The organism is Microbacterium resistens NBRC 103078 (genome assembly GCF_001552355.1).
GTDB lineage: Bacteria > Actinomycetota > Actinomycetes > Actinomycetales > Microbacteriaceae > Microbacterium > Microbacterium resistens.
Genome location: NZ_BCRA01000030.1, coordinates 24,515 through 45,958, shown reverse-complemented (window position 1 = coordinate 45,958; position 21,444 = coordinate 24,515). Strand labels below are relative to the sequence as shown.

Annotated in this window: 19 protein-coding genes; 14 read left to right on the top strand and 5 right to left on the bottom strand. The window is 69.3% G+C overall.

All coding sequences use genetic code 11. The features are described 5' to 3' along the window. Nucleotides 1-5 precede the first annotated feature (5 nt). The 9 genes from MR1_RS06640 to MR1_RS06600 all read left to right on the top strand — a co-directional run bounded on the left by MR1_RS06640 (nucleotide 6) and on the right by MR1_RS06600 (nucleotide 10,800). Nucleotides 6-590 carry a DivIVA domain-containing protein gene (locus MR1_RS06640; RefSeq protein ID WP_067244234.1) on the top strand — a complete coding sequence of 195 codons (585 nt, stop codon included), beginning with the start codon at nucleotides 6-8 and terminating at the stop codon, nucleotides 588-590. 9 nt (nucleotides 591-599) lie between these two features. Beyond that, nucleotides 600-1,175, top strand: coding sequence for a signal peptidase II (gene lspA / locus MR1_RS06635; protein ID WP_067244231.1), 576 nt, complete (start codon nucleotides 600-602; stop codon nucleotides 1,173-1,175). A 1-nt stretch (nucleotide 1,176) separates the two neighbouring features. Further along, the gene (locus MR1_RS06630; protein WP_067244229.1) at nucleotides 1,177-2,097 is read left to right on the top strand and encodes an RluA family pseudouridine synthase; all 921 of its coding nucleotides are present in this window, start codon (nucleotides 1,177-1,179) and stop codon (nucleotides 2,095-2,097) included. A gap of 36 nt (nucleotides 2,098-2,133) precedes the next feature. Further along, nucleotides 2,134-2,706: a GNAT family N-acetyltransferase gene (locus MR1_RS06625; protein WP_067244227.1), complete on the top strand. Its 573-nt coding sequence runs from the start codon at nucleotides 2,134-2,136 to the stop codon at nucleotides 2,704-2,706. A 173-nt stretch (nucleotides 2,707-2,879) separates the two neighbouring features. After that, complete coding sequence (gene dnaE, locus MR1_RS06620) at nucleotides 2,880-6,398, top strand: DNA polymerase III subunit alpha (RefSeq protein WP_067244224.1); 3,519 nt, start codon at nucleotides 2,880-2,882, stop codon at nucleotides 6,396-6,398. A gap of 142 nt (nucleotides 6,399-6,540) precedes the next feature. Then, nucleotides 6,541-7,947: a hypothetical protein gene (locus MR1_RS06615; protein WP_067244221.1), complete on the top strand. Its 1,407-nt coding sequence runs from the start codon at nucleotides 6,541-6,543 to the stop codon at nucleotides 7,945-7,947. A 6-nt stretch (nucleotides 7,948-7,953) separates the two neighbouring features. Next, nucleotides 7,954-9,282: a histidinol dehydrogenase gene (hisD, locus tag MR1_RS06610; RefSeq protein WP_067244218.1), complete on the top strand. Its 1,329-nt coding sequence runs from the start codon at nucleotides 7,954-7,956 to the stop codon at nucleotides 9,280-9,282. Nucleotides 9,283-9,293: 11 nt separating this feature from the next. Next, entirely contained in the window at nucleotides 9,294-9,770 is a 477-nt protein-coding gene (gene nrdR, locus MR1_RS06605) for a transcriptional regulator NrdR (protein ID WP_067244216.1), read from the top strand. A 10-nt stretch (nucleotides 9,771-9,780) separates the two neighbouring features. Further along, nucleotides 9,781-10,800 carry a quinone-dependent dihydroorotate dehydrogenase gene (locus MR1_RS06600; protein ID WP_067244214.1) on the top strand — a complete coding sequence of 340 codons (1,020 nt, stop codon included), beginning with the start codon at nucleotides 9,781-9,783 and terminating at the stop codon, nucleotides 10,798-10,800. 64 nt (nucleotides 10,801-10,864) lie between these two features. Here the strand turns inward: MR1_RS06600 and MR1_RS06595 are convergent, their stop codons facing one another. Beyond that, nucleotides 10,865-11,431 carry a DUF3043 domain-containing protein gene (locus tag MR1_RS06595; RefSeq protein ID WP_067244212.1) on the bottom strand — a complete coding sequence of 189 codons (567 nt, stop codon included), beginning with the start codon at nucleotides 11,429-11,431 and terminating at the stop codon, nucleotides 10,865-10,867. Nucleotides 11,432-11,477: 46 nt separating this feature from the next. Between MR1_RS06595 and MR1_RS06590 the strand changes: the two genes are divergently transcribed. The 5 genes from MR1_RS06590 (at nucleotide 11,478) to MR1_RS06570 (ending at nucleotide 16,547) form a co-directional block, all read left to right on the top strand. Next, nucleotides 11,478-12,893 (top strand): dipeptidase, encoded by a 1,416-nt coding sequence (locus MR1_RS06590; protein ID WP_067244209.1) that lies wholly within the window; start codon nucleotides 11,478-11,480, stop codon nucleotides 12,891-12,893. Between the two features lie 92 nt (nucleotides 12,894-12,985). Next, a complete protein-coding gene (erpA, locus tag MR1_RS06585) occupies nucleotides 12,986-13,351 on the top strand; it encodes an iron-sulfur cluster insertion protein ErpA (protein ID WP_067244207.1) in 366 nt (121 codons plus the stop codon). A 122-nt stretch (nucleotides 13,352-13,473) separates the two neighbouring features. After that, nucleotides 13,474-14,373, top strand: coding sequence for an aa3-type cytochrome oxidase subunit II (gene ctaC, locus MR1_RS06580; protein ID WP_067244205.1), 900 nt, complete (start codon nucleotides 13,474-13,476; stop codon nucleotides 14,371-14,373). A 5-nt stretch (nucleotides 14,374-14,378) separates the two neighbouring features. After that, the gene (ctaD, locus tag MR1_RS06575; RefSeq protein WP_067244203.1) at nucleotides 14,379-16,109 is read left to right on the top strand and encodes an aa3-type cytochrome oxidase subunit I; all 1,731 of its coding nucleotides are present in this window, start codon (nucleotides 14,379-14,381) and stop codon (nucleotides 16,107-16,109) included. 3 nt (nucleotides 16,110-16,112) lie between these two features. Then, entirely contained in the window at nucleotides 16,113-16,547 is a 435-nt protein-coding gene (locus MR1_RS06570; RefSeq protein WP_067244200.1) for a cytochrome c oxidase subunit 4, read from the top strand. 70 nt (nucleotides 16,548-16,617) lie between these two features. Here the strand turns inward: MR1_RS06570 and thrS are convergent, their stop codons facing one another. The 4 genes from thrS to qcrA all read right to left on the bottom strand — a co-directional run bounded on the left by thrS (nucleotide 16,618) and on the right by qcrA (nucleotide 21,436). Further along, the gene (thrS, locus tag MR1_RS06565) at nucleotides 16,618-17,826 is read right to left on the bottom strand and encodes a threonine--tRNA ligase (RefSeq protein ID WP_067244197.1); all 1,209 of its coding nucleotides are present in this window, start codon (nucleotides 17,824-17,826) and stop codon (nucleotides 16,618-16,620) included. 199 nt (nucleotides 17,827-18,025) lie between these two features. Then, entirely contained in the window at nucleotides 18,026-18,445 is a 420-nt protein-coding gene (locus MR1_RS06560) for a rhodanese-like domain-containing protein (RefSeq protein WP_067244195.1), read from the bottom strand. 94 nt (nucleotides 18,446-18,539) lie between these two features. After that, nucleotides 18,540-20,366, bottom strand: coding sequence for a cytochrome bc1 complex cytochrome b subunit (qcrB, locus tag MR1_RS06555; RefSeq protein ID WP_067244192.1), 1,827 nt, complete (start codon nucleotides 20,364-20,366; stop codon nucleotides 18,540-18,542). Beyond that, nucleotides 20,363-21,436, bottom strand: a complete 1,074-nt coding sequence (qcrA, locus tag MR1_RS06550; protein WP_067244190.1) for a cytochrome bc1 complex Rieske iron-sulfur subunit — start codon at nucleotides 21,434-21,436, stop codon at nucleotides 20,363-20,365. Before qcrA ends, qcrB begins: the two co-directional genes overlap by 4 nt. Between the last annotated feature and the right edge of the window lie 8 nt (nucleotides 21,437-21,444).

The following is a 21,444-nucleotide window of genomic DNA, read 5'->3' as shown; positions in this document are numbered from 1 at the left end:
CACCAATGGCATTGACCCCGGATGACGTCGTCACCAAGCAGTTCCAGCACGTCCGTTTCAAGGACGGGTTCGACCCGGACGAGGTGGACGACTTCCTCGACGAGATCGTCATCGAGTGGCGCAAGGCCCTCGAGGAGAACGCCGAGCTGAAGGCCAAGCTGGCCGCGTACGAGTCCGGCGAGAAGGCCCCGGCCGCCGCCGAGACGCCCGCGCCGGCCCCCGTCGCTGCTCCGGCGCCCACTCCCGAGCCCTCCTCGGGTGCGGCCCCGGCGGGCATCATCGAGCTGGCCCAGCGTCTGCACGACGAGCACGTCGCCGAGGGCAAGTCCCAGCGCGACCAGCTCATCGCGGACGCCAAGGCGCAGGCGGCGAAGATCCTCGCCGACGCCGAGGCGCAGCAGCGCGAGCAGACCGCTCGCCTCGAGCGCGAGCGCAACGTGCTGGAGAGCCGGATCACCGAGCTGCACGACTTCGAGCGCTCCTACCGCTCGCAGCTGCGCAGCTACATCGAGAACCAGCTCCGCGACCTCGACTCCCAGTCGGGTCCCTCGGGCTCCTCGGACAGCCCGGTCTCGCAGGCCGGTCGCTAGGTCGGCCTGTTGCCAGGGCGTCGACCTCTGCATCGTTCGGCGGCCGGCGCGATCGTCGCGATCCTCGCGGCGGTCGTGCTGGCCGCCGATCAGTTCGTGAAGTACCTCACGATCGAGTACCTGCCGCTGCACCAGCCGGTCCCGGTCCTCGGCGAGTTCCTGCAGCTGTACTCCGTGCGCAACCCGGGCGCCGCGTTCTCCCTCGGCGAGAACGTCACGTGGATCTTCACGATCGCGCTCGCGGTGGTCGCGGGCGTCATCGTGTGGAAGGCGCTGGGGGTCCGCTCGCGGCTGTGGGCCGTGGTGCTCGGCGCGCTCCTGGGCGGGGTGCTCGGGAACCTGTCGGACCGCCTCTTCCGCGAGCCGGGATTTCCCGTCGGCCACGTCGTGGACATGATCTCGATGCCGTGGATGATGCCGGCGATCTTCAACGTCGCGGACATCTTCATCGTCACGGGTATGATCTCCGTCGCCCTTCTCGTGGTGGTGGGCCTGCGTCTGGACGGTACGCGCGAACGGGATGCGGCGCCCGCGTCCCCCGCGGGCGAGTCGGCCGGTGACGGCCAGGACCGCGCGGACGTCTGACGTGGAGACCCGTTCCCTTCCGGTCCCGGACGGTCTCGACGGCGTCCGCGTCGACGCCGCGCTCGCGAAGATGCTGGGCTTCTCGCGGACCTTCGCCGCGGAGGTGGCCGAGGCGGGCGGGGTGTCCCAGGACGGTGCCGTGCTCGGCAAGTCCGACCGGCTGCGCGGAGGCGGGTGGCTCGACGTCTCCTGGCAGCCCCGCCAGGAGCCGCGGATCGAGCCGATCGCCGTCCCGGAGCTCGGGATCGTCCACGACGACGACGAGATCGTCGTCGTCGACAAGCCCACCGGGGTCGCCGCCCATCCTTCGCTCGGCTGGGAGGGGCCGACCGTGGTCGGAGCCCTCGCGGCCGCCGGCTTCCGCATCGCGACCAGCGGCGCACCGGAGCGGCAAGGGGTGGTGCACCGGCTGGACGTGGGAACGAGCGGGCTCATGGTCGTCGCCAAGACCGAGCGTGCGTACACCGCGCTCAAGCGCGCGTTCAAGGAGCGCACCGTCGAGAAGGTGTACCACGCGGTCGTGCAGGGACACCCGGATCCGCTCGTCGGGACCATCGACGCGCCCATCGGCAGACACCCGAACCACTCGTGGAAGTTCGCCGTCACCCCGGACGGTAAACCCTCGGTCACGCACTACGAGACGCTCGAGGCCTTTCCCGGGGCATCCCTGCTGGAGATCCACCTGGAGACCGGGCGCACGCATCAGATCAGGGTGCACATGGCGGCGCATCGCCACCCCTGTGTGGGGGATCCGCTCTACGGCGCCGACCCCACGCTGTCGGCCCGGCTCGGCCTCACCCGGCAGTGGCTGCACGCGCATCGACTCGGCTTCTCCCACCCGGGCTCGGGGGACTGGGTGGAGTTCGAGTCCCCGTATCCCGCGGACTTCCGGCACGCGCTGGAGATCCTCCGCGGGGAATGACGCGCGGATGTCGGTGCGGGGCGCCAGACTGGGCCCATGACCATCGTCGTCCGGCCCGCGACCGTGTTCGAGGACGTCGCCACCCTCGTGGGGCCGAAGAACCCGGCCTCGAACGTGTGCTTCTGCCTGAGCTACCGGATCGGGAACAAGGAGAACGTCGCCCTGCGCGGAGCGGCGCGCGCCGACCGCGTCCGTGAACTGTGTCATCAGGACCCGCCTCCCGGCGTGATCGCCTACCGGGACGGCGAGCCGGTGGGCTGGGCGGCGCTGCATCCGCGACGGGACACGAGCTTCGCGCGCAATCGGCTCATCCCGCACGTCGACGACCTGGACGTCTGGGCGCTCTGGTGCTTCCGCGTCCGTCCCGGCCACCGCAAGCAGGGCGTCTCGCACGCCCTGATCGAGGGAGCCGTCGCCTACGCGCGAGAGCGCGGGGCCCCGGCCATCGAGGGGTACCCCGTCGACAACGCGGGGGAGAAGGTCAACCTGACCATGGCGTACGTGGGCACACGCGCCCTGTTCGAGTCGGCGGGATTCGAGAAGGCCGCGGAGACCCGTTCGGTGCTGGACGGCTTTCCTCGCGTGCTGATGCGCCTCGACCTCCGCTGATCCCGCGCGGTTCTGGCGTCGTCGGCGTGATCGGGAGTCCGCGCGAGATCAGGCACACGCGCGAGTTCAGGCTGGTCAGCGCAATATTCGCCTGATCTCGTGCGAATGCCTGATGCCACGCGGCCCGCTGACGCCGGCGCCGGGCGTCGGAGGCGGTCCGTAGACTCGAAGGCATGGCATCCGACTCCTTCGTCCACCTCCACGTGCACAGCGAGTACTCGATGCTGGACGGTGCCGCACGCATCGGCCCGCTCGTGCAGGAGGCGGTGAAACAGGGGATGCCCGCGGTGGCGGTGACCGACCACGGCAACACCTTCGCGGCGTTCGAGTTCTACAAGGCCGCGAAGGACGCCGGGGTCAAGCCCATCATCGGCATCGAGGCCTACGTCACGCCGGGCACGCACCGCAGCGACAAGAGCCGGGTGCGGTGGGGATCCCCCGAGCAGCAGCGCGATGACGTCTCCGGATCCGGCGCCTACACCCACATGACTCTCCTGTCCGAGACGACGGAGGGCATGCACAACCTGTTCCGGCTGTCCTCGACGGCGAGCATCGAGGGGTACTACTTCAAGCCCCGCATGGATCGGGAGATCCTGCAGAAGTACAGCAAGGGCCTGATCGCCACGACGGGGTGCCCGTCGGGGGAGATCCAGACCCGGCTCCGCCTCGGCCAGTACGACGCCGCCCGCGCGGCCGCCGCGGAGTTCCAGGACATCTTCGGCAAGGAGAACTACTTCGCCGAGATCATGGATCACGGGCTTGAGATCGAGCGCCGAGTCACCGGGGACCTCCTCAAGATCGCGAAGGACCTCGGCATCCCCCTGGTGGGGACCAACGATCTGCACTACACCCACCAGCACGACGCCAAGAGCCACGCGGCACTGCTGTGCGTGCAGTCGGGGTCGACCCTCGACGACCCGAACCGGTTCAAGTTCGACGGCGACGGCTACTACGTGAAGTCCGCTGCGGAGATGCGCCAGGTGTTCCGAGACCACCCGGTCGCCTGCGACAACACGCTGCTGATCGCCGAGCGCTGCGACGTCTCGTTCAACACCAGCGCCAACTTCATGCCGCGCTTCCCCGTCCCGCAGGGCGAGACGGAGGAGAGCTGGTTCATCAAGGAGGTGGAGAAGGGGCTGCACTACCGCTACCCGAACGGCATCCCGGATGCGGTGCGCAAGCAGGCCGACTACGAGGTCGAGGTCATCTCGTCCATGGGCTTCCCCGGCTACTTCCTCGTCGTCGCCGACTTCATCAACTGGGCCAAGGACAACGGCGTGCGCGTCGGTCCGGGACGAGGCTCCGGAGCGGGGTCGATGGCGGCCTACGCGATGCGGATCACCGACCTCGACCCGCTCGAGCACGGTCTCATCTTCGAGCGCTTCCTGAACCCGGACCGCGTCTCCATGCCCGACTTCGACGTCGACTTCGACGACCGTCGTCGCGGCGAGGTGATCCAGTACGTCACCGAGAAGTACGGCGACGAGCGCGTGGCCCAGATCGTCACCTACGGCACCATCAAGGCGAAGCAGGCCCTCAAGGACGCCGGGCGCGTGCTCGGGTTCCCGTTCAGCATGGGGGAGAAGCTCACCAAGGCGATGCCGCCGGCGGTGATGGGCAAGGACATGCCCCTGGACGGCATGTTCGACAAGGACCACCCGCGATACAAGGAGGCGTCGGAGTTCCGCACCGTCATCGAGACGGATCCCGAGGCCAAGACGGTCTTCGACACCGCACTGGGACTGGAGAACCTGAAGCGCCAGTGGGGCGTGCACGCCGCCGGCGTGATCATGTCCTCGCACCCGTTGATCGACATCATCCCGATCATGCGACGGGAGCAGGACGGACAGATCGTCACGCAGTTCGACTACCCGTCCTGCGAGTCCCTCGGGCTCATCAAGATGGACTTCCTCGGGCTGCGGAACCTGACGATCATCTCCGACGCCCTCGCGAACATCAAGATGAACCGCGACGAGGACCTCGTGCTGGAGGATCTGGCGCTGGACGACCGCGCCGCGTACGACCTGCTGGCCCGCGGCGACTCGCTCGGGGTCTTCCAGCTCGACGGCGGACCGATGCGCTCCCTCATGCGTCTGATGAAGCCCGACAACTTCGGCGACATCTCGGCGCTGATCGCCCTGTACCGTCCGGGGCCGATGGGGGCGAACTCGCACACGAACTACGCGCTGCGCAAGAACGGCCTGCAGGAGATCACGCCGATCCACCCGGAGTTCACCGAGTCGCTGGCCGACATCCTCGAGGAGTCCTACGGCCTGATCATCTACCAGGAGCAGGTGATGGCGATCGCCCAGCGGGTGGCCGGTTTCTCCCTGGGCCAAGCGGACATCCTGCGGCGTGCGATGGGCAAGAAGAAGAAGTCCGAGCTGGACAAGCAGTACGAGGGGTTCCACGCGGGCATGCGAGCCAACGGGTACTCCGACGGCGCGGTCCAGGCGCTCTGGGAGATCCTGCTGCCGTTCTCCGACTACGCGTTCAACAAAGCGCATTCCGCCGCCTACGGCGTGATCTCGTACTGGACCGCCTACCTCAAGGCGCACTACCCCGCCGAGTACATGGCGGCGCTGCTCACGAGCGTCGGCGACTCCAAGGACAAGATGGCGCTGTACCTCAACGAGTGCCGACGGATGGGGATCAAGGTCCTCCCGCCGGACGTGCGCGAGTCGATCAACTTCTTCGCGGCCGTCGGGGAGGACATCCGCTTCGGTCTCGGCGCCGTCCGCAACGTCGGCAGCAACGTCGTGGACGGGATCGTGCAGGCGAGGGAGAAGGAGAACTTCACCTCCTTCCACGACTTCCTCAAGAAGGTCCCGATGCACGTCTCGAACAAGCGGACCATCGAGTCGCTGATCAAGGCGGGTGCCTTCGACTCGATGGGGGACACGCGCCGCGCGCTGGTGGAGATCCACGAGGACGCGGTGGAGGCCGCCGTCGGCCAGAAGCGCAACGAGGCCCAGGGGGCGATCGGCTTCGACTTCGACAGCCTCTACGACGACCTGGAGGAGGCGGCTCCGGCGAAGGTCCCCGAGCGCCCGGAATGGACGAAGAAGGACAAGCTCGCCTTCGAGCGCGAGATGCTGGGGCTGTACGTCTCCGACCATCCTCTCGCGGGCCTGGAGGTGCCGCTGGCGAAGCACGCGTCCATCGCGATCAACAGCCTGCTGGAGTCGGAGGACCTGCAGGACGGCGACCAGGTGACCATCGCGGGTCTCATCACGAGCGTCCAGCACCGCGTCGCGAAGGCCAGCGGAAACCCCTACGGAATGATCACGGTCGAGGACTTCCACGGCGAGATCACCGTCATGTTCATGGGCAAGACCTATCTCGAGTTCCAGGGCATGCTGCAGTCGGACGCCATCATCGCGGTCCGAGGGCGGGTGTCGCGACGCGACGACGGGATGAACCTGCACGCCCAGGCGGCGTTCACGCCGGACGTCGGCTCCTTCGACGCGGCAGGACCGCTGACGCTCGTGGTCCCCGAGCAGCGGGCGACGGAACGGGTGATCGAGGACCTCGCGGACGTCCTGCGCCGCCACGCGGGGGAGACCGAGGTCATGCTGACCATGCACCGGGGAGGGCGGGCGAAGGTCTTCGAGGTCCCGATGCCGGTCTCGGTCACGGCCGACCTGTTCGGGGACCTCAAGTCGCTCCTCGGTCCGCAGTGCCTGGGCTGACACCGTTCGGGGTCGGGGGCGACGCGCACCACGTCGCCCCCGTCACGTGCACGTTCCGCTCAGGGACGATCCGCGGCGCGCGGGTAGGATCTGATCGCGTCGGAGACGCCGGGCACGGCCGCTCTCACGCGAAAGGACCCTCATGACGAACGAGAATCCCTCCGTCCCCTCGGCGCCTGAGGACGACGCGAACGACGACGCCCTGCCCACGCCCGACGGGCCGTCCGCCGCCGCGCCGGTGGCGGAGACGGCCCGCGTCACCGACGACGGGGAGCCCGCGGCCACGTCGCGAACGACCGACCCGGCGGATGCCGTCCCGGTCGTGGAGGGCATCGACGCGACCGCCGAGGCCGACGTCATCGTCGAGGCCGCGCCGCAGGAGGGCATCCTGGGCTTCACCCTGCGCGAGCTCCTGATCGTCGGCGCGTGGCTGGTCGGTTTCGTGCTGTCGTTCGTGCCGGCCTTCGGCTTCCCGTTCGCCGACGGCGTGTCGCTCTGGGGCCCTGACCTGCAATGGCTGCTCCCGATGGGCGTCCCCACCGTGGCCACCTTCCTGATCGTGCTGCGCCGGTTCTCGCCGGAGGGCATCCGTCGGGTGGGGTCCCTGGGGATCGACCAGTTCGCCTCGGTGGCGTTCTCGGTCGCCGCTGTCAGCTGGGCCGCGCTGCTGTGGCAGCAGATCCGTCTGTCGTTCGCCACGGCGCACCCGGGCGCCGGGAGCTGGGCCGTCTGGCTGGAGCTCCTCCTCGCGCTCGCACTCGTGGTCCTCACGGTGTTCGCCCCGCTCGTCCCGCGCCTGCGCGACGACTTCGAGGGGCGTCAGGAGACGCTCGCGCACCGCAACGCCAACCCGGTGCGCCCGGTGATCGCGCGTCCGCGCCCCATCCCGCAGCCGGACTCGCCCCCCGCACCCGCCGCCGAGGAGGCAGCGGCGCCGACGGATGACTCGGCGACGGGCGCGACCGACGCCCCGCCGCAGTTCTCCTCCCGTGCGCACGCCGCCGGTGCCGAGCCCGGCACCAGCTCCGTCGACCCCGCCGGCGACGCCTACGCTCCCGCCTACTCGCGCCGTTCCGCGGTGGAGGACGACGCCGTCGACACGCGGGACCGCGCCGATGCGCGCCGGCACGAGACCGGTACCGGCACGGACGCCGGCACGGACACGGACGCCGTGCAGCCCGCCGAGGAGCACGACGAGGTCATGCCCGACGCCCTCACCGAGGTGTTCGCTCCGCTGGTGGAGACGGACACGGATCTGCGCCTCTCGGGTGAGCAGGCCGGCCCCGTGCCGGAGGACGACGACGTCGAGGACACGCGGACGCGTGCGGTCTCGACGGTCGACGAGCCGGCGGCTTCCGTCGCACAGCCCTTCTGGGCGCTGGCGCCCGAGCGGCGACCGGTGCACGATGAGCGGGGATCCGTCATCTTCGAGATCGGGCCCGATGCGTGGATCCTCGTCCTCGAGGACCGCGGCGGCGCCTATGTGGTCCGCCACGACGACGGGCGGGTGGGCTACCTGCACGACACGACCGACATGACCCGAGGCTGAGGACGCATGCAGACGATCGACCTGAGGGGACGCACCCTCACTACCGCCGAGATGCTCGCGGCGGTCCCGCGCGCCACCGCGGCCCGTGCCGAGGCCCTGGCGACCGCGGCCGCCCTCGTCGAGGACGTGCGCGTGCGCGGCGAGAGCGCGCTGCGCGAGCAGGCCGAGCGCTTCGACCGCGTCGTCGATCACGCGATCCGGGTGCCGAAGCAGCACATCGACGACGCTGTGGCCGCGCTGGAGCCGAGGATCCGCTCCGCGATCGAGGAGTCGATCCGTCGGGTGCGTGCGGCCTCCGAGGCGCAGGTGCCGGCTCCCGCGGTCACCGAGCTGGGAGCGGGCGCACGGATCCGCCAACGGTGGCAGCCGGTCGGCCGCGTCGGCGTGTACATCCCCGGCGGCAAGGCCGTCTACCCCTCCAGCGTGATCATGAACGTCGTCCCGGCACAGGTGGCGGGCGTCTCCGAGATCGCGCTCGCCTCGCCGGCGCAGGCGGACCAGGACGGCCGGGTGCACCCGACGATCCTCGCCGCGGCGGGCCTGCTCGGCGTCGACGAGGTCTACGCGATGGGCGGCGCGGGAGCGATCGGCGCGTTCGCCTACGGCGTGGACGCGCTCGGCCTCGACCCGGTCGACGTCCTCTCCGGTCCCGGCAACAACTTCGTCGCCTCCGCCAAGCGGGCCGTGGCCGGCGTCGTCGGAACCGACTCGGAGGCGGGCGCGACGGAGATCCTGATCGTCGCCGACGAGACGGCGGACCCGATCCTTGTGGCGGCCGACCTCGTCAGCCAGGCCGAGCACGACGAACAGGCGTCGGCCGTGCTCGTGACCGATTCGGCCGAGCTCGCTGCCCGTGTCGCTGAGCGGGTGGAGCAGCTCGCGGCGGCCACCCGTCACGCGGATCGGGTCGCCGCGGCGCTGTCCGGGCCGCAGTCCGCCCTCGTGCTCGTGGACGGACGCGAGGCCGCTGTGGCCTTCAGCAACGCGTACGCGCCCGAACACCTCGAGCTGCACCTCGCCGATGCGGCCGAGGCGGCAGCGTCCTTCACGAGCGCCGGAGCCGTGTTCGTCGGCGAGGACAGCCCGGTGAGCCTGGGTGACTACCTCGCGGGCAGCAACCACGTCCTGCCGACCGGCGGGCAGGCGCGCTATGCGCCGGGCCTCGGCGCCTACACGTTCCTGCGTCCGCAGCAGGTGATCGAGTACGACCGCGCGGCGCTGTCGGAGGTCCGCGAGGCGATCGTCGCCCTTGCGGACACCGAGGTCCTTCCCGCGCACGGCGAGGCCATCGAGGCGCGGTTCGTCGGTGCGCCGGTGGTCACGGCGGAGGCGTAGTCTTACTCACCATGCACTGCCCCTTCTGCCGTCACCCCGATTCGCGTGTGATCGACTCCCGCACGAGCGATGACGGTCTCTCGATCCGCCGCCGTCGTCAGTGCCCCGAATGCGGGGGGCGTTTCTCGACCACGGAGACGGCGAGCCTCAACGTCATCAAGCGTTCCGGCGTCATGGAGCCGTTCAGCCGCGAGAAGGTGATCTCGGGCGTCCGGAAGGCGTGCCAGGGCCGTCCGGTGACGGAGGCGGATCTTGCCATCCTCGCTCAGCGCGTGGAGGAGGCGGTCCGTCAGACCGGTGTCTCGCAGCTGGACACGAACGAGATCGGGCTCGCGATCCTCGGGCCGCTGCGCGATCTCGACGAGGTCGCCTACCTCCGGTTCGCGAGCGTCTACCAGGCGTTCGACTCGCTGGAGGACTTCGAGTCCGCGATCGCCGATCTCCGTGCCGACCACGCCTCGTCCGAGCCGGAGCCCGCCGACCGGTAGCCTGGCAGGGATGTACGCGCTCCTCTTCCGCCACGTCCTGTCGCGACTGGATCCCGAGTTCGCCCACCACGCGGCGATGCTCGTCATCCGCATCCTGGGGGTGCCTCCTTTCTCGTGGGCCGCCCGAGCGCTGACCCGCTCGCCCGAGGGCGACAGGGTGACCGCGCTCGGCCTCACGTTCCCGACGCCGTTCGGCGTCGCGGCCGGGTTCGACAAGAACGCCGTCGGCGTCCGCGGGCTGGACGCCCTCGGGTTCGGCCACGTCGAGGTGGGCACGATCACGGCGCTCGCGCAGCCGGGAAACCCCAAGCCCCGGCTGTTCCGGCTCCTGCCCGACCGCGCGGTGATCAACCGCATGGGGTTCAACAACGCGGGAGCGGAGGCGGTGGAGCCGCGTCTGCGCCGGCTGCGCCGACGTCATCCGCGCGCCGTCGTCGGCGTCAACATCGGCAAGAGCCGAGTGGTCGCCGTGGAGGATGCGATCGCCGACTACGTCTCCTCGGCGACGCGCCTGGCACCGCTGGCGGACTACCTCGCGATCAACGTCTCCTCGCCGAACACCCCGGGGCTGCGCGGGCTGCAGGCGGTCGAGACGCTCGCGCCCCTGCTCCGCGAGGTGAAGGCGGCCGCGGGGGCCACGCCGTTGCTGGTGAAGATCGCGCCGGACCTGCCGGACGACGAGGTCGAGGCGATCGCCCGCCTCGCTGTCGCCGAGGGACTCGACGGGATCATCGCGACGAACACGACGATCGGGCGGGAGGGCCTGCGCACCGCCGCCAGCGTGGTGGAGGCCGCCGGCGCCGGAGGGCTGTCGGGCGCGCCCCTGCGCGCGCGGTCGCTCGAGGTGCTGCGCATCGTGCGATCGGCGGTCCCGGAGGACTTCTGCGTGATCTCGGTCGGGGGAGTGGAGACGGGCGCCGACGTCCGCGAGCGGCTGGACGCCGGCGCGACCCTGGTCCAGGGGTACACGGCCTTCCTCTACCGCGGGCCGCTCTGGGCGCGTCAGATCTCCCGGGGCCTTCCGCGCTGAACCCGATGACGAGACCCCTCGTCCTCCGCGGAGGACGAGGGGTCTCGTCGGGCCGGTGACCGCGTCAGACCGGGTACTGACCGCGCTTGACCTGCGGCTTCGGCAAGCGCATGAAACGCATCTGCAGGGAGCGCATGGCCGCATACCAGCCGAGGCCCTTCTCGCGGCGATCCTCGCCGAACTTCGCCGCGGCCTTGCGCTTGATCCGGACGCTGAGGATCACCATGTCCGCGATGGCGAGGATGATGTAGCCCCACAGCACCACGAACGCCCAGTAGGCCACGGCCATGTTCGGGATGAGCGAGGCGATGATCACGAGCACCATCAGCGCCATCACGAACTCGCTGAGATGCCAGCCGGCGTCGACGTAGTCGCGGACCCAGCGACGCTGCGGACCCTTGTCCCGGGCGGGGAGGTACTTGTCCTCGCCGTTCGCCATCCCGATGCGGGCCCGCTCGCGGCGCTCCTGCAGCTCGGCCTTGGCCTTGGCCCGCGCCTCCTTGGTGTCCGCCACGAGCGGTCGGCGGCGCGCAGCCTCCTGCTCGGCGCGGCTCGGCGTGGGCCGGCCCTTGCCGACCGTGGGCGCTGCGGACTCGTCGTTCGAGGCGGGGCTTGCGGGGGTATCGGCCACGAAGGCTCCTGACGTGCGTGGAAGGGGTCGCCTTAAGATTACTCGCATGACTTCTCCCTCACCTTCGGTCACCGCGTCCGCCGACGTCGAGGCGGCCCTGCGCGAGTCCGTCGCCGGCGCCGTCCCCTCCGCTCTCGCCGATCTCGGCGACCTCGTGCGCATTCCCGGCATCGCCTGGCCCGCGTTCGACCAGGAGCAGCTCGTGCGCAGCGCGGACGCCGTGGCGGCCCTGGCGACCGACACCGGGGTGTTCGACAGCGTGCGCGTGCTGCGCGCCGCGATCCCCGGGACGGACGAGCTCGGCCAGCCCGCCGTCCTGGCCACGCGCGCCGCGCGCAACGGCCGGCCGACGATCCTGCTGTACGCCCATCACGACGTGCAGCCCCCCGGAGACGACGCGCTGTGGGAGACCCCGCCGTTCGAGCCCACGGTCCGCGACGGGCGCCTCTACGGCCGCGGCGCGGCGGACGACAAGGCCGGCATCATGACCCACATCGCCGCCCTGCGCGCGGTCGCCGAGACGCTCGGCGACGATCTGGACCTCGGTATCGCCCTCTTCGTGGAGGGGGAGGAGGAGTACGGATCGCGCTCCTTCGCGCAGTTCCTCCGCGACAACGAGGACGCGCTGCGGGCCGATGCGATCGTGGTGGCGGACTCCGGAAACTGGGACTCGGAGACCCCGGGCCTGACGGTCTCCCTCCGCGGCGCGGCGCGGTTCACCATGACGGTGCGCACGCTGGATCACTCCTCGCACTCCGGGATGTTCGGGGGCGCCGTGCCGGACGCGATGATGGCCACCGTGCGCCTCCTCGACACGCTGTGGGACGAGAACGGCTCCGTCGCGGTCGAAGGACTCCACGTGCGGGACGCGGAGACGCCCGAGTACGGGGAGGACACGCTTCGCGCGGAGACCGGACTGCTCCCCGGGGTGAGCCCGATCGGCGAGGGGACGATCCTCGGCCGGATCTGGAACAAGCCGTCCGTGACGATCATCGGGATCGACGCCACCTCGGTCGAAGAGGCATCGAACACGCTGGCCGCGCAGACCCGCGTCGTCCTGAGCTGCCGGGTCGCCCCCGGCCAGTCCGCGACGGAGGCGTACGAGGCGCTGACGGCGCATCTGCGCGCGCATGCGCCGTTCGGCGCGCAGCTGGAGTTCTCCGACGAGGACCTCGGGAACCCCTTCCTCGTGGACACGGCGGGATGGGCGGTGGGCCTCGCCCGTGCGGCGATGGCCGACGGATACGGCAAGGACCCGGTCGACGTCGGCATCGGCGGGTCGATCCCCTTCATCGCCGACCTCGTCGAGACGTTCCCCGCCGCACAGATCCTCGTGACCGGGGTGGAGGACCCGCACTCGCGTGCGCACAGCCCGAACGAGTCGCTGCACCTGGACACGTTCCGCCACTCGATCGCCACCGAGGCGCTGCTGCTGGCGCGGATGAACGAGATCCAGCAGTGAGCCCTGCCGCCGGCTCCGCCCCGGGCGGCGGGGCCGGCGGTAGAATTCGGGGGAGAGCCCGTGCCCTGCCAGGGGCCTTCCGAAGGAGCGACATGAGCGACACCACCCTGACGACCCCGGAGACCACCCACGCCCACGGCGTGAGCCTCACCGACGCCGCCGCGCAGAAGGTGAAGAGCCTGCTGGAGCAGGAAGGCCGTGACGACCTGCGTCTGCGGGTGGCGGTCCAGCCCGGCGGCTGCTCCGGTCTCATCTACCAGCTCTACTTCGACGAGCGCTATCTCGAGGGCGACGAGACCGTCGACTTCGACGGCGTCGAGGTCATCGTCGACAACATGAGCGTGCCCTACCTCGACGGCGCGTCGATCGACTTCAAGGACACGATCTCGGAGCAGGGGTTCACGATCGACAACCCCAACGCGCAGGGTTCCTGCGCCTGCGGCGACAGCTTCCACTGACCCCTCGGCAACCACCCGGAAACGCCGTCGCGACCTCGCTGAACCTGCGTGGTTGGCATGAATCGGGTGTGAGGTTGCCCTAGACTTGGGTACGCCCCTGTCCGAGATCTGAAAGGTGCACCGTGCCTTCGAAACGCCGCCTTCGTTGGGCTGCGCTCCCTCTGGGAGTCGCGGCAGCTGTGGCCCTGGCGGGATGCTCTCCCACCGAGCTCCACGGCTTCCTCCCGGGCTTCGTTGAGGATGGCACTCCTGCCACCAACCACACGGACCGCGTCGCCGCCCTCTGGGTGAACTCCTGGATCGTCCTGCTCGCCGTCGGCGTGATCACGTGGGGCCTGATGGCCTGGGCCGCGATCGCGTACCGCCGTCGCAAGGGCCAGACCGGCCTGCCGGTGCAGCTGCGCTACAACATGCCGATCGAGATCTTCTACACGATCGTGCCGCTGATCCTCGTGGCCGGCATGTTCGCCTTCACCGCGCGTGACCAGACGATCATCGAGACCCAGTACGAGGACCCGGACGTCTCGATCACCGCGATCGGCAAGCAGTGGTCCTGGGACTTCCAGTACGACGGCGAGGACGAGGACAACTCGGACGCCGTCTGGAGCATGGGGATCCAGGCGCAGCCGGACAAGGACGGCAACGTCGACCAGGAGGCCCTGCCGACGCTGTACCTGCCGGTGGACCAGAAGGTCCGCATCGAGCTGCAGTCCCGCGACGTCATCCACTCGTTCTGGATCATCGACTTCCTGTACAAGAAGGACATGTACGTCGGCAAGGACAACTCCTGGTCCTTCACCCCGACGCGCATCGGCGAGTACCAGGGCAAGTGCGCCGAGCTCTGCGGCGAGTACCACTCGATGATGCTCTTCAACGTCAAGGTGGTCAGCCAGGCCGACTACGACGCCTACCTCGAGACGCTGCGCGACGAGGGCAACACCGGCGACATCACCGACGCATACGACCGGCTCGCGAACCTTCCGGGCACGGGCGCGCCGACCTCCGAGGAAGAAGGGAAGTAACCAGGATGACCTCCACTCTCCCGGGAACCTCCGAAGCGGGCGCACGCCCGACGACGATCCCGCCGCGTCAGGCGGCGCTGCTCACCACCACCCGCGTGGAGCAGAAGGGCAACATCGTCGTCAAGTGGCTGACGTCGACGGACCACAAGACCATCGGGTACATGTACCTGATCGCCTCGGTGCTGTTCTTCCTCCTGGGCGGCGTGATGGCGCTGATCATCCGTGCGGAGCTTTTCGCTCCCGGGATGCAGATCATCCCGACCAAGGAGCAGTACAACCAGCTGTTCACGATGCACGGCACGATCATGCTGCTGATGTTCGCGACGCCGCTGTTCGCGGGCTTCGCGAACGCGATCCTGCCGCTGCAGCTGGGTGCGCCGGACGTCGCCTTCCCGCGTCTGAACGCGTTCGCCTTCTGGATCTTCCTGTTCGGCTCGACGATCGCGGTCGCAGGCTTCCTGACCCCGCAGGGTGCGGCCTCCTTCGGGTGGTTCGCCTACCAGCCGCTCGCGAACGCCTCGTTCTCTCCGGGCGCCGGAGGCAACCTCTGGATGCTGGGCTTGGGTCTGTCCGGTTTCGGCACGATCCTCGGCGCGGTGAACTTCATCACCACCGTGATCACGATGCGCGCTCCCGGAATGACCATGTGGCGCATGCCGATCTTCTCCTGGAACACGCTCATCACGAGCCTGCTGATCCTGATGGCGTTCCCGGTGCTCGCCGCGGCGATGCTCGCGGCGGCGGCCGACCGCGTCCTCGGCGCGCACATCTACGACCCGGCCAACGGCGGCGTCCTGCTGTGGCAGCACCTGTTCTGGTTCTTCGGCCACCCCGAGGTGTACATCATCGCGCTGCCGTTCTTCGGCATCGTGTCCGAGATCTTCCCGGTCTTCAGCCGGAAGCCGATCTTCGGGTACAAGACCCTGGTCTACGCGACGATCGCCATCGCGGCGCTGTCCGTGGCCGTGTGGGCGCACCACATGTACGTCACCGGATCGGTCCTGCTGCCGTTCTTCGCCCTCATGACGATGCTCATCGCCGTGCCGACGGGTGTGAAGATCTTCAACTGGATCGGCACGATGTGGCGCGGCTCCGTGACCTTCGAGACGCCGATGGTGTTCGCCCTCGGCTTCCTGGTCTCGTTCGTCTTCGGCGGTCTGACCGGCGTCATCCTCGCCTCGCCGCCGCTGGACTTCTTCCTGTCCGACTCGTACTTCGTCGTCGCGCACTTCCACTACGTCGTGTTCGGCACGGTCGTGTTCGCGATGTTCGCGGGCTTCTACTTCTGGTGGCCCAAGTGGACGGGACGGATGCTCAACGAGCGCCTCGGCTACGTGCACTTCTGGATGCTGTTCATCGGCTTCCACATGACGTTCCTCATCCAGCACTGGCTGGGCGTGGACGGCATGCCTCGCCGGTACGCGGACTACTCCTCGTTCGACAACTGGACGTGGGGCAACCAGGTCTCCACGATCGGTGCGATCATCCTCGGCGCCTCGATGCTGCCGTTCTTCCTGAACGTCTGGATCACGGCCCGCAAGGCGCCGAAGGTCACCGTGAACGACCCGTGGGGCTACGGCGCCTCCCTCGAGTGGGCGACCTCCTGCCCGCCGCCGCGGCACAACTTCACGTCGATCCCGCGCATCCGCAGCGAGCGTCCTGCGTTCGACCTCAACCACCCCGAGGCCGCGGAGCACCCGGTCGCGGCGGGCGTCGCCGAAGGAGAGGCCAAGTAAGCCATGCGCGACAACGTCATCCTGTGGTGGATCCTGACCGCGTTCTTCGCCCTCGTCGGGGTCGTCTACACCGGCTGGAACATCCTCGCCCACCCGGACCGTGAGCTCGTCACGGCGATCGAGTGGGTCGGGACCGTGGCCCTGTTCTTCACCGCGTTCATGTCCGCCATGATCGCCTTCTACCTGGACCGCACGCACCGCGCGCAGGGCGGCCAGCTCCCCGAGGACATCCTCACCGCCGACATCGACGACGGGGACCCGGAGCTCGGCGAGTTCAGCCCGTGGTCGTGGTGGCCCATCGTGCTCGCAGGCTCCGCGGCCCTCGGCATGATCGGCCTGGCCGTGGGACAGTTCCTGTTCCCGATCTCCATCGCGATCTTCGTCGTGGCGATCGTCGGCTGGGTCTACGAGTACTACCGCGGGAACTTCGCCCGCTGAGCGGGAGAGCGCCTCGAGATCGGGCCCCGGGACCATCGGTCCCGGGGCCCGATCTCGCTGTGCGGCGGAACTAGACCAGGAAGACCGATGAGCGTCGGCGGATCTCCTCCTGCATTCCGGTGATGAGGTCATCGACCGCGACGGCCTTCCCGTTCACGCTGAGGAGGTCCTCGGCGGCCTCGCGGTCGCCCAGGACCGCCACGCGGGGCACGCGGCGTTCCTGCAGGCCGCGCACGCGCGAGCCGAGGGAGCCGCGGCGCGCGACCTCGACACGGATCCCGGCCGCGCGGAAGCGCTCGGCCACAGCGTCCGCCGGGGTCCCGTGCCGATCGACGCGGACGGGCGCGAGCGCGAGCGGCACGGGCGCGAGCCAGGTCGGGAAGCGCCCCTCGTAGCGCTCGATCAGCAGCGCGACGAGCCTCTCCATCGATCCGATGAGTCCGCGATGCACCATGACCGGACGCGCGACGCGTCCGTGCGCGTCGGTGTAGCGGAGATCGAATCGTGCGGGCAGCACGCGATCGACCTGGACGGTCGAGAGGGTCAGCTCCCGCCCGGCGGCATCGATCACCTGGACGTCGATCTTGGGCCCGTAGAAGGCCGCCTCCCCATCGGCTCGGCGATGCGGCAGCCCCCGCCGGTCGAGAGCGTCCAGGAGGTCCTGCTCGGACGCTCGCCAGTCCTCGTCGGATCCCGCGTACGCCGACGCCTCTCGCAGGTCGCGTCCGGAGAGGCGGATGTACGAGATCTCGATGTCGAGGACGTCGTAGGCCCGGAGGATCGCGTCGACCGCGGTGACGACTTCCTCCACGACCTGGTCGGGCCGACAGAAGACGTGCGCATCGTCCAGGCTGATCTGCCGGACGCGGCTCAGACCGCCGAGGACGCCGGTGAGCTCGCTGCGGAACATCGCAGCCGACTCGGTGAGGCGGACGGGGAGGTCCCGCCAGCTGTGCGGTTCGGCCGCGTAGACCTGGACGTGGCTCGGGCAGTTCGCCGGCCGGAGGACGAGCTCGTCTCCGCCGACGCGCATGGCGGGGAACATGTCGGCGGCGAACTTGTCCCAGTGGCCGCTCCGCTCGAACAGGGAGCGCCGTGCGAGCACGGGGGTGTAGACACGTCGGCACCCGGTCTCCTGGGCGATCTCGGCGGCGAACTGCTCCAGGGAGGCGCGGACGGCCGCGCCGTGCGGGAGCCACAGGGGGAGACCGGCGCCGATGTCGGCGCTGGTCTCGAAGAGGCCGAGTCTTCGGCCGAGTACGCGGTGATCGTTGTCCATCTGTCCTTCTCCAGGGTGAGTGCGCGGAGAGGACACCGGAGACGACGAAGCCCGGGGTGTCTCCCCGGGCTGTGCGTCATGCGTGGTGTCGCTAGAGGTCGCGCCGGAGAGGAACCGGCGTCGTCGTGACCTGCAGCATTCGCATGCGCCGACGATAGCACGTCAGGCGATCCGGGGACGACGGCCGGGACGACCTCGGTCAGGCGCGATGACGGACGCGAGGGATGCCGGTGAGAGGATCCACCGGACGGCGGTGCACGCCGTCCGCATCCTCCACGGGGTAGCCTTCCCGGGCCCAGTACTCGAAGCCTCCGATCATCTCGCGCACGCGGTATCCGAGCTTCGCGAACTCCAGGGCGCCCTTGGCGCCCGCGTTGCAGCCCGGGCTCCAGCAGTAGACGACGACGTCCGCATCGGCGGGGATCTCGGTCGACGCCCGCTCGGCGATCTCGCGGTAGGGCATGTGGACGGCGTCCGGGACCCGTCCCTGCGCCCAGGCCTCCTCGGAGCGCACGTCGACCACCACGACGGGGTCGCCGGCGGAGCGTGCGGCGTGAAGATCGCTGGCATCGGTCTCGAAGGCGAGCTTGGCGGCGAAGTAGTCCTGGCGGTCGATCATGATCTCAGCGTACGCGGGCGTGCCCTGGACCGGGGGAGCATGACAGAGCCCCGTCCGGTGACCCGGACGGGGCTCTGTCATGGGGGAGGGAGGACTACTTCTCTCCGTCCTCTGGCTTCTTGCGCGGCTTCTTGACCGGCTCCGTCGCGACGACCGAGCTGGGAGTGTTCGGCGTCTCGCCGATGTGTCCCTCGTCGGTCGGCTCGATCTGGTCCTCGGAGACCCCGGCGCGGGCGTGGGCGCCCAGGATCTCCTCGTGAGCCGTTTCGTCGACGTCGTGCAGCGCGTGGCTCTGGTGAGCGTCGGCCGCAGCGATCTCCGTCTGCGTGAGCGGCTGCAGGCGATCCTCGAAGAACCAGCGCGACAGTGCCGAGCGGAAGTTCTCGGTCCACGGGATCCGGCCCTTGGCGTTCGGACGGACCACGAGCGGCTCGTAGGTGTCGACGTCGATGAGCTTCCACCGGTCGTAGACGTCCACGGGCTTGTGCACCTCGATGAACTCGCCACCGGGGAGGCGGACGATGCGTCCGGACTCGTAGCCGTGCAGCACGATCTCACGGTCCTTCTTCTGCAGTGCGATGCAGATCCGCTTCGTGATGAAGTACCCGAGCACGGGGCCGAGGATCAGCAGCGCCTGCAGCGTGTGGATGACACCCTCCATCGTGACCATGAAGTGCGTCGCGATGAGGTCGGAGGACGCGGCGGCCCAGAGCACGGCGTAGAAGATCACGCCGGCGACGCCGATGCCCGTGCGGGTGGCGGCGTTGCGCGGGCGCTGGGCGATGTGGTGCTCGCGCTTGTCCCCGGTGATCCATCCCTCGATGAACGGGTAGATCGCGACCAGGACGATGAAGATGCCGAGGACGGCGACCGGCAGCAGGATGCCGAACGACCAGGTGTGGCCGAGGAACACGACGTCGAGGTTCGACGGAGCCAGACGCAGCGCGCCGTCCGCGAAGCCGATGTACCAGTCCGGCTGCGTACCCGCCGACACGGGAGACGGGTCGTACGGGCCGTAGTTCCAGACCGGGTTGATCTGGAAGAGGGAGGCGATCAGCACGATCGTGCCGAAGACGATGAACAGGTAGCCGCCCATCTTGGACATGTACACCGGCATCATCGGGTAGCCGACGACGTTGTCGTTCGTCCGGCCGGGGCCGGCGAACTGCGTGTGCTTGTTGATCACCATGAGCATCAGGTGCAGCACCACGAACGCGAGGACGAGGGCCGGCAGCAGCAGGATGTGCAGGGTGTACAGGCGGCCCACGATGTCGGTGCCGGGGAACTCGCCGCCGAAGAGCAGGAACGAGGTCCACGTTCCGATCAGCGGGATGCCCTTGATCATGCCGTCGATGATCCGCAGGCCGTTGCCGGAGAGCAGGTCGTCCGGCAGCGAGTACCCGGTGAAGCCTTCGGCCATCGCGAGGATGAACAGCACGAAGCCGATCACCCAGTTCAGCTCACGCGGCTTGCGGAAGGCGCCCGTGAAGAAGATGCGCAGCATGTGCACGCCGATGCCGGCGACGAACACCAGCGCGGCCCAGTGGTGGATCTGCCGGACCAGGAGTCCGCCGCGCAGGTCGAACGAGATCCGCAGGGTGGACTCCAGAGCCGCGGACATCTCGATGCCGCGCATCGGGGCGTAAGCGCCCGTGTAGTGCGTCGGAACCATCGACGCCTGGAAGAAGAACGTCAGGAAGGTGCCCGAGAGGAGCACCACGACGAAGCTCCACAGGGCGATCTCGCCGAGCATGAACGACCAGTGATCCGGGAAGATCTTCCGGCCGAGCTCCTTGACGAAGCCGGACAGGCTCGTGCGCTCGTCGAGGTAGTTCGCCGTGGCGCCGACGAAACGGCCGCCGAGCGGCTTCTCGTCCTTCTTGTCGCCCTTCGTCTCGGGGGTGACGGTTGCGGTGCTCAATGGCGCTCCCAGAAGCTCGGACCGACGGGTTCGGTGAAGTCGCTCTGCGCGACGAGGTAGCCCTCGTCATCGACGGTGATGGGCAGCTGCGGCAGCGGCCGGGCGGCCGGGCCGAAGATGACCTTGGCGTGCTCGGTCACATCGAACTGCGACTGGTGGCAGGGGCAGAGCAGGTGGTGGGTCTGCTGCTCGTAGAGCGCGACCGGGCAGCCGACGTGCGTGCAGACCTTGGAGTACGCGACGATGCCGTCGTACGACCAGTCCTTGCGCTCCTCGGACTCGATGAGCTGCTCGGGCAGCAGGCGCATGAGGAGGACGATGGCCTTCGCCTTCTCCTCCAGGTACCCGCCGTCGTGGCCGAGCTCGGTGAGGCTCTCGGGGATGACGTGCACGGCGGAGCCGAGGGTGACGTCCGCGGCGCGGATCGGGGTGCCGTCGGGGTCGCGCGCCAGGCGCACGCCCTTCTCCCACATCGTGTGCTTGAGCAGCTGGACCGGGTCGCCCGCGATCGGGTTCTCCGGGGTGCTGTGGGGGGCGAGACCGCGGAAGAGCGTCACGCCGGGGATGATCGAGGCGACGAGCGCGGCGAAGAGCGAGTTGCGGATCATCGTGCGGCGCCCGAACCCGGACTCCTCGTTCGCGTCCGCGAACGCCTTGACGGCGGCGGCGCGTGTCGAGTCGCGACCACGGGTGGGGTGGCGCGACTCCACGAACTCCTTGTCGTTCATCACGGCCTTGGACCAGTGGATGGCGCCGATGCCGAGTGCGAGGAGCGCGAGGGCGATGCCGAGGCCGATGAAGAGGTTGTTGTAGCGCACGTCGATGAGCGCGCCGCTCTCGATCGGGAACAGCATGTAGGCGGCGACCGCCCACAGGCTGCCCGCGAGGGACAGGTAGAAGAGCGTGTAGACCGTGCGGACGGCCGTCTTCATCGCCTTCGGGTCCTTGTCCGTGATCCGCTCACGGTGCGGCGGAAGACCCGGGTTCTCCGCGGGATCGCTGACTGCGACGCTCAGCCCGGGGGAGGGCTGATAGGCCCTGTCGAGAGCCTGCGAGTCGTCGTGTGCCATGGTGCTCC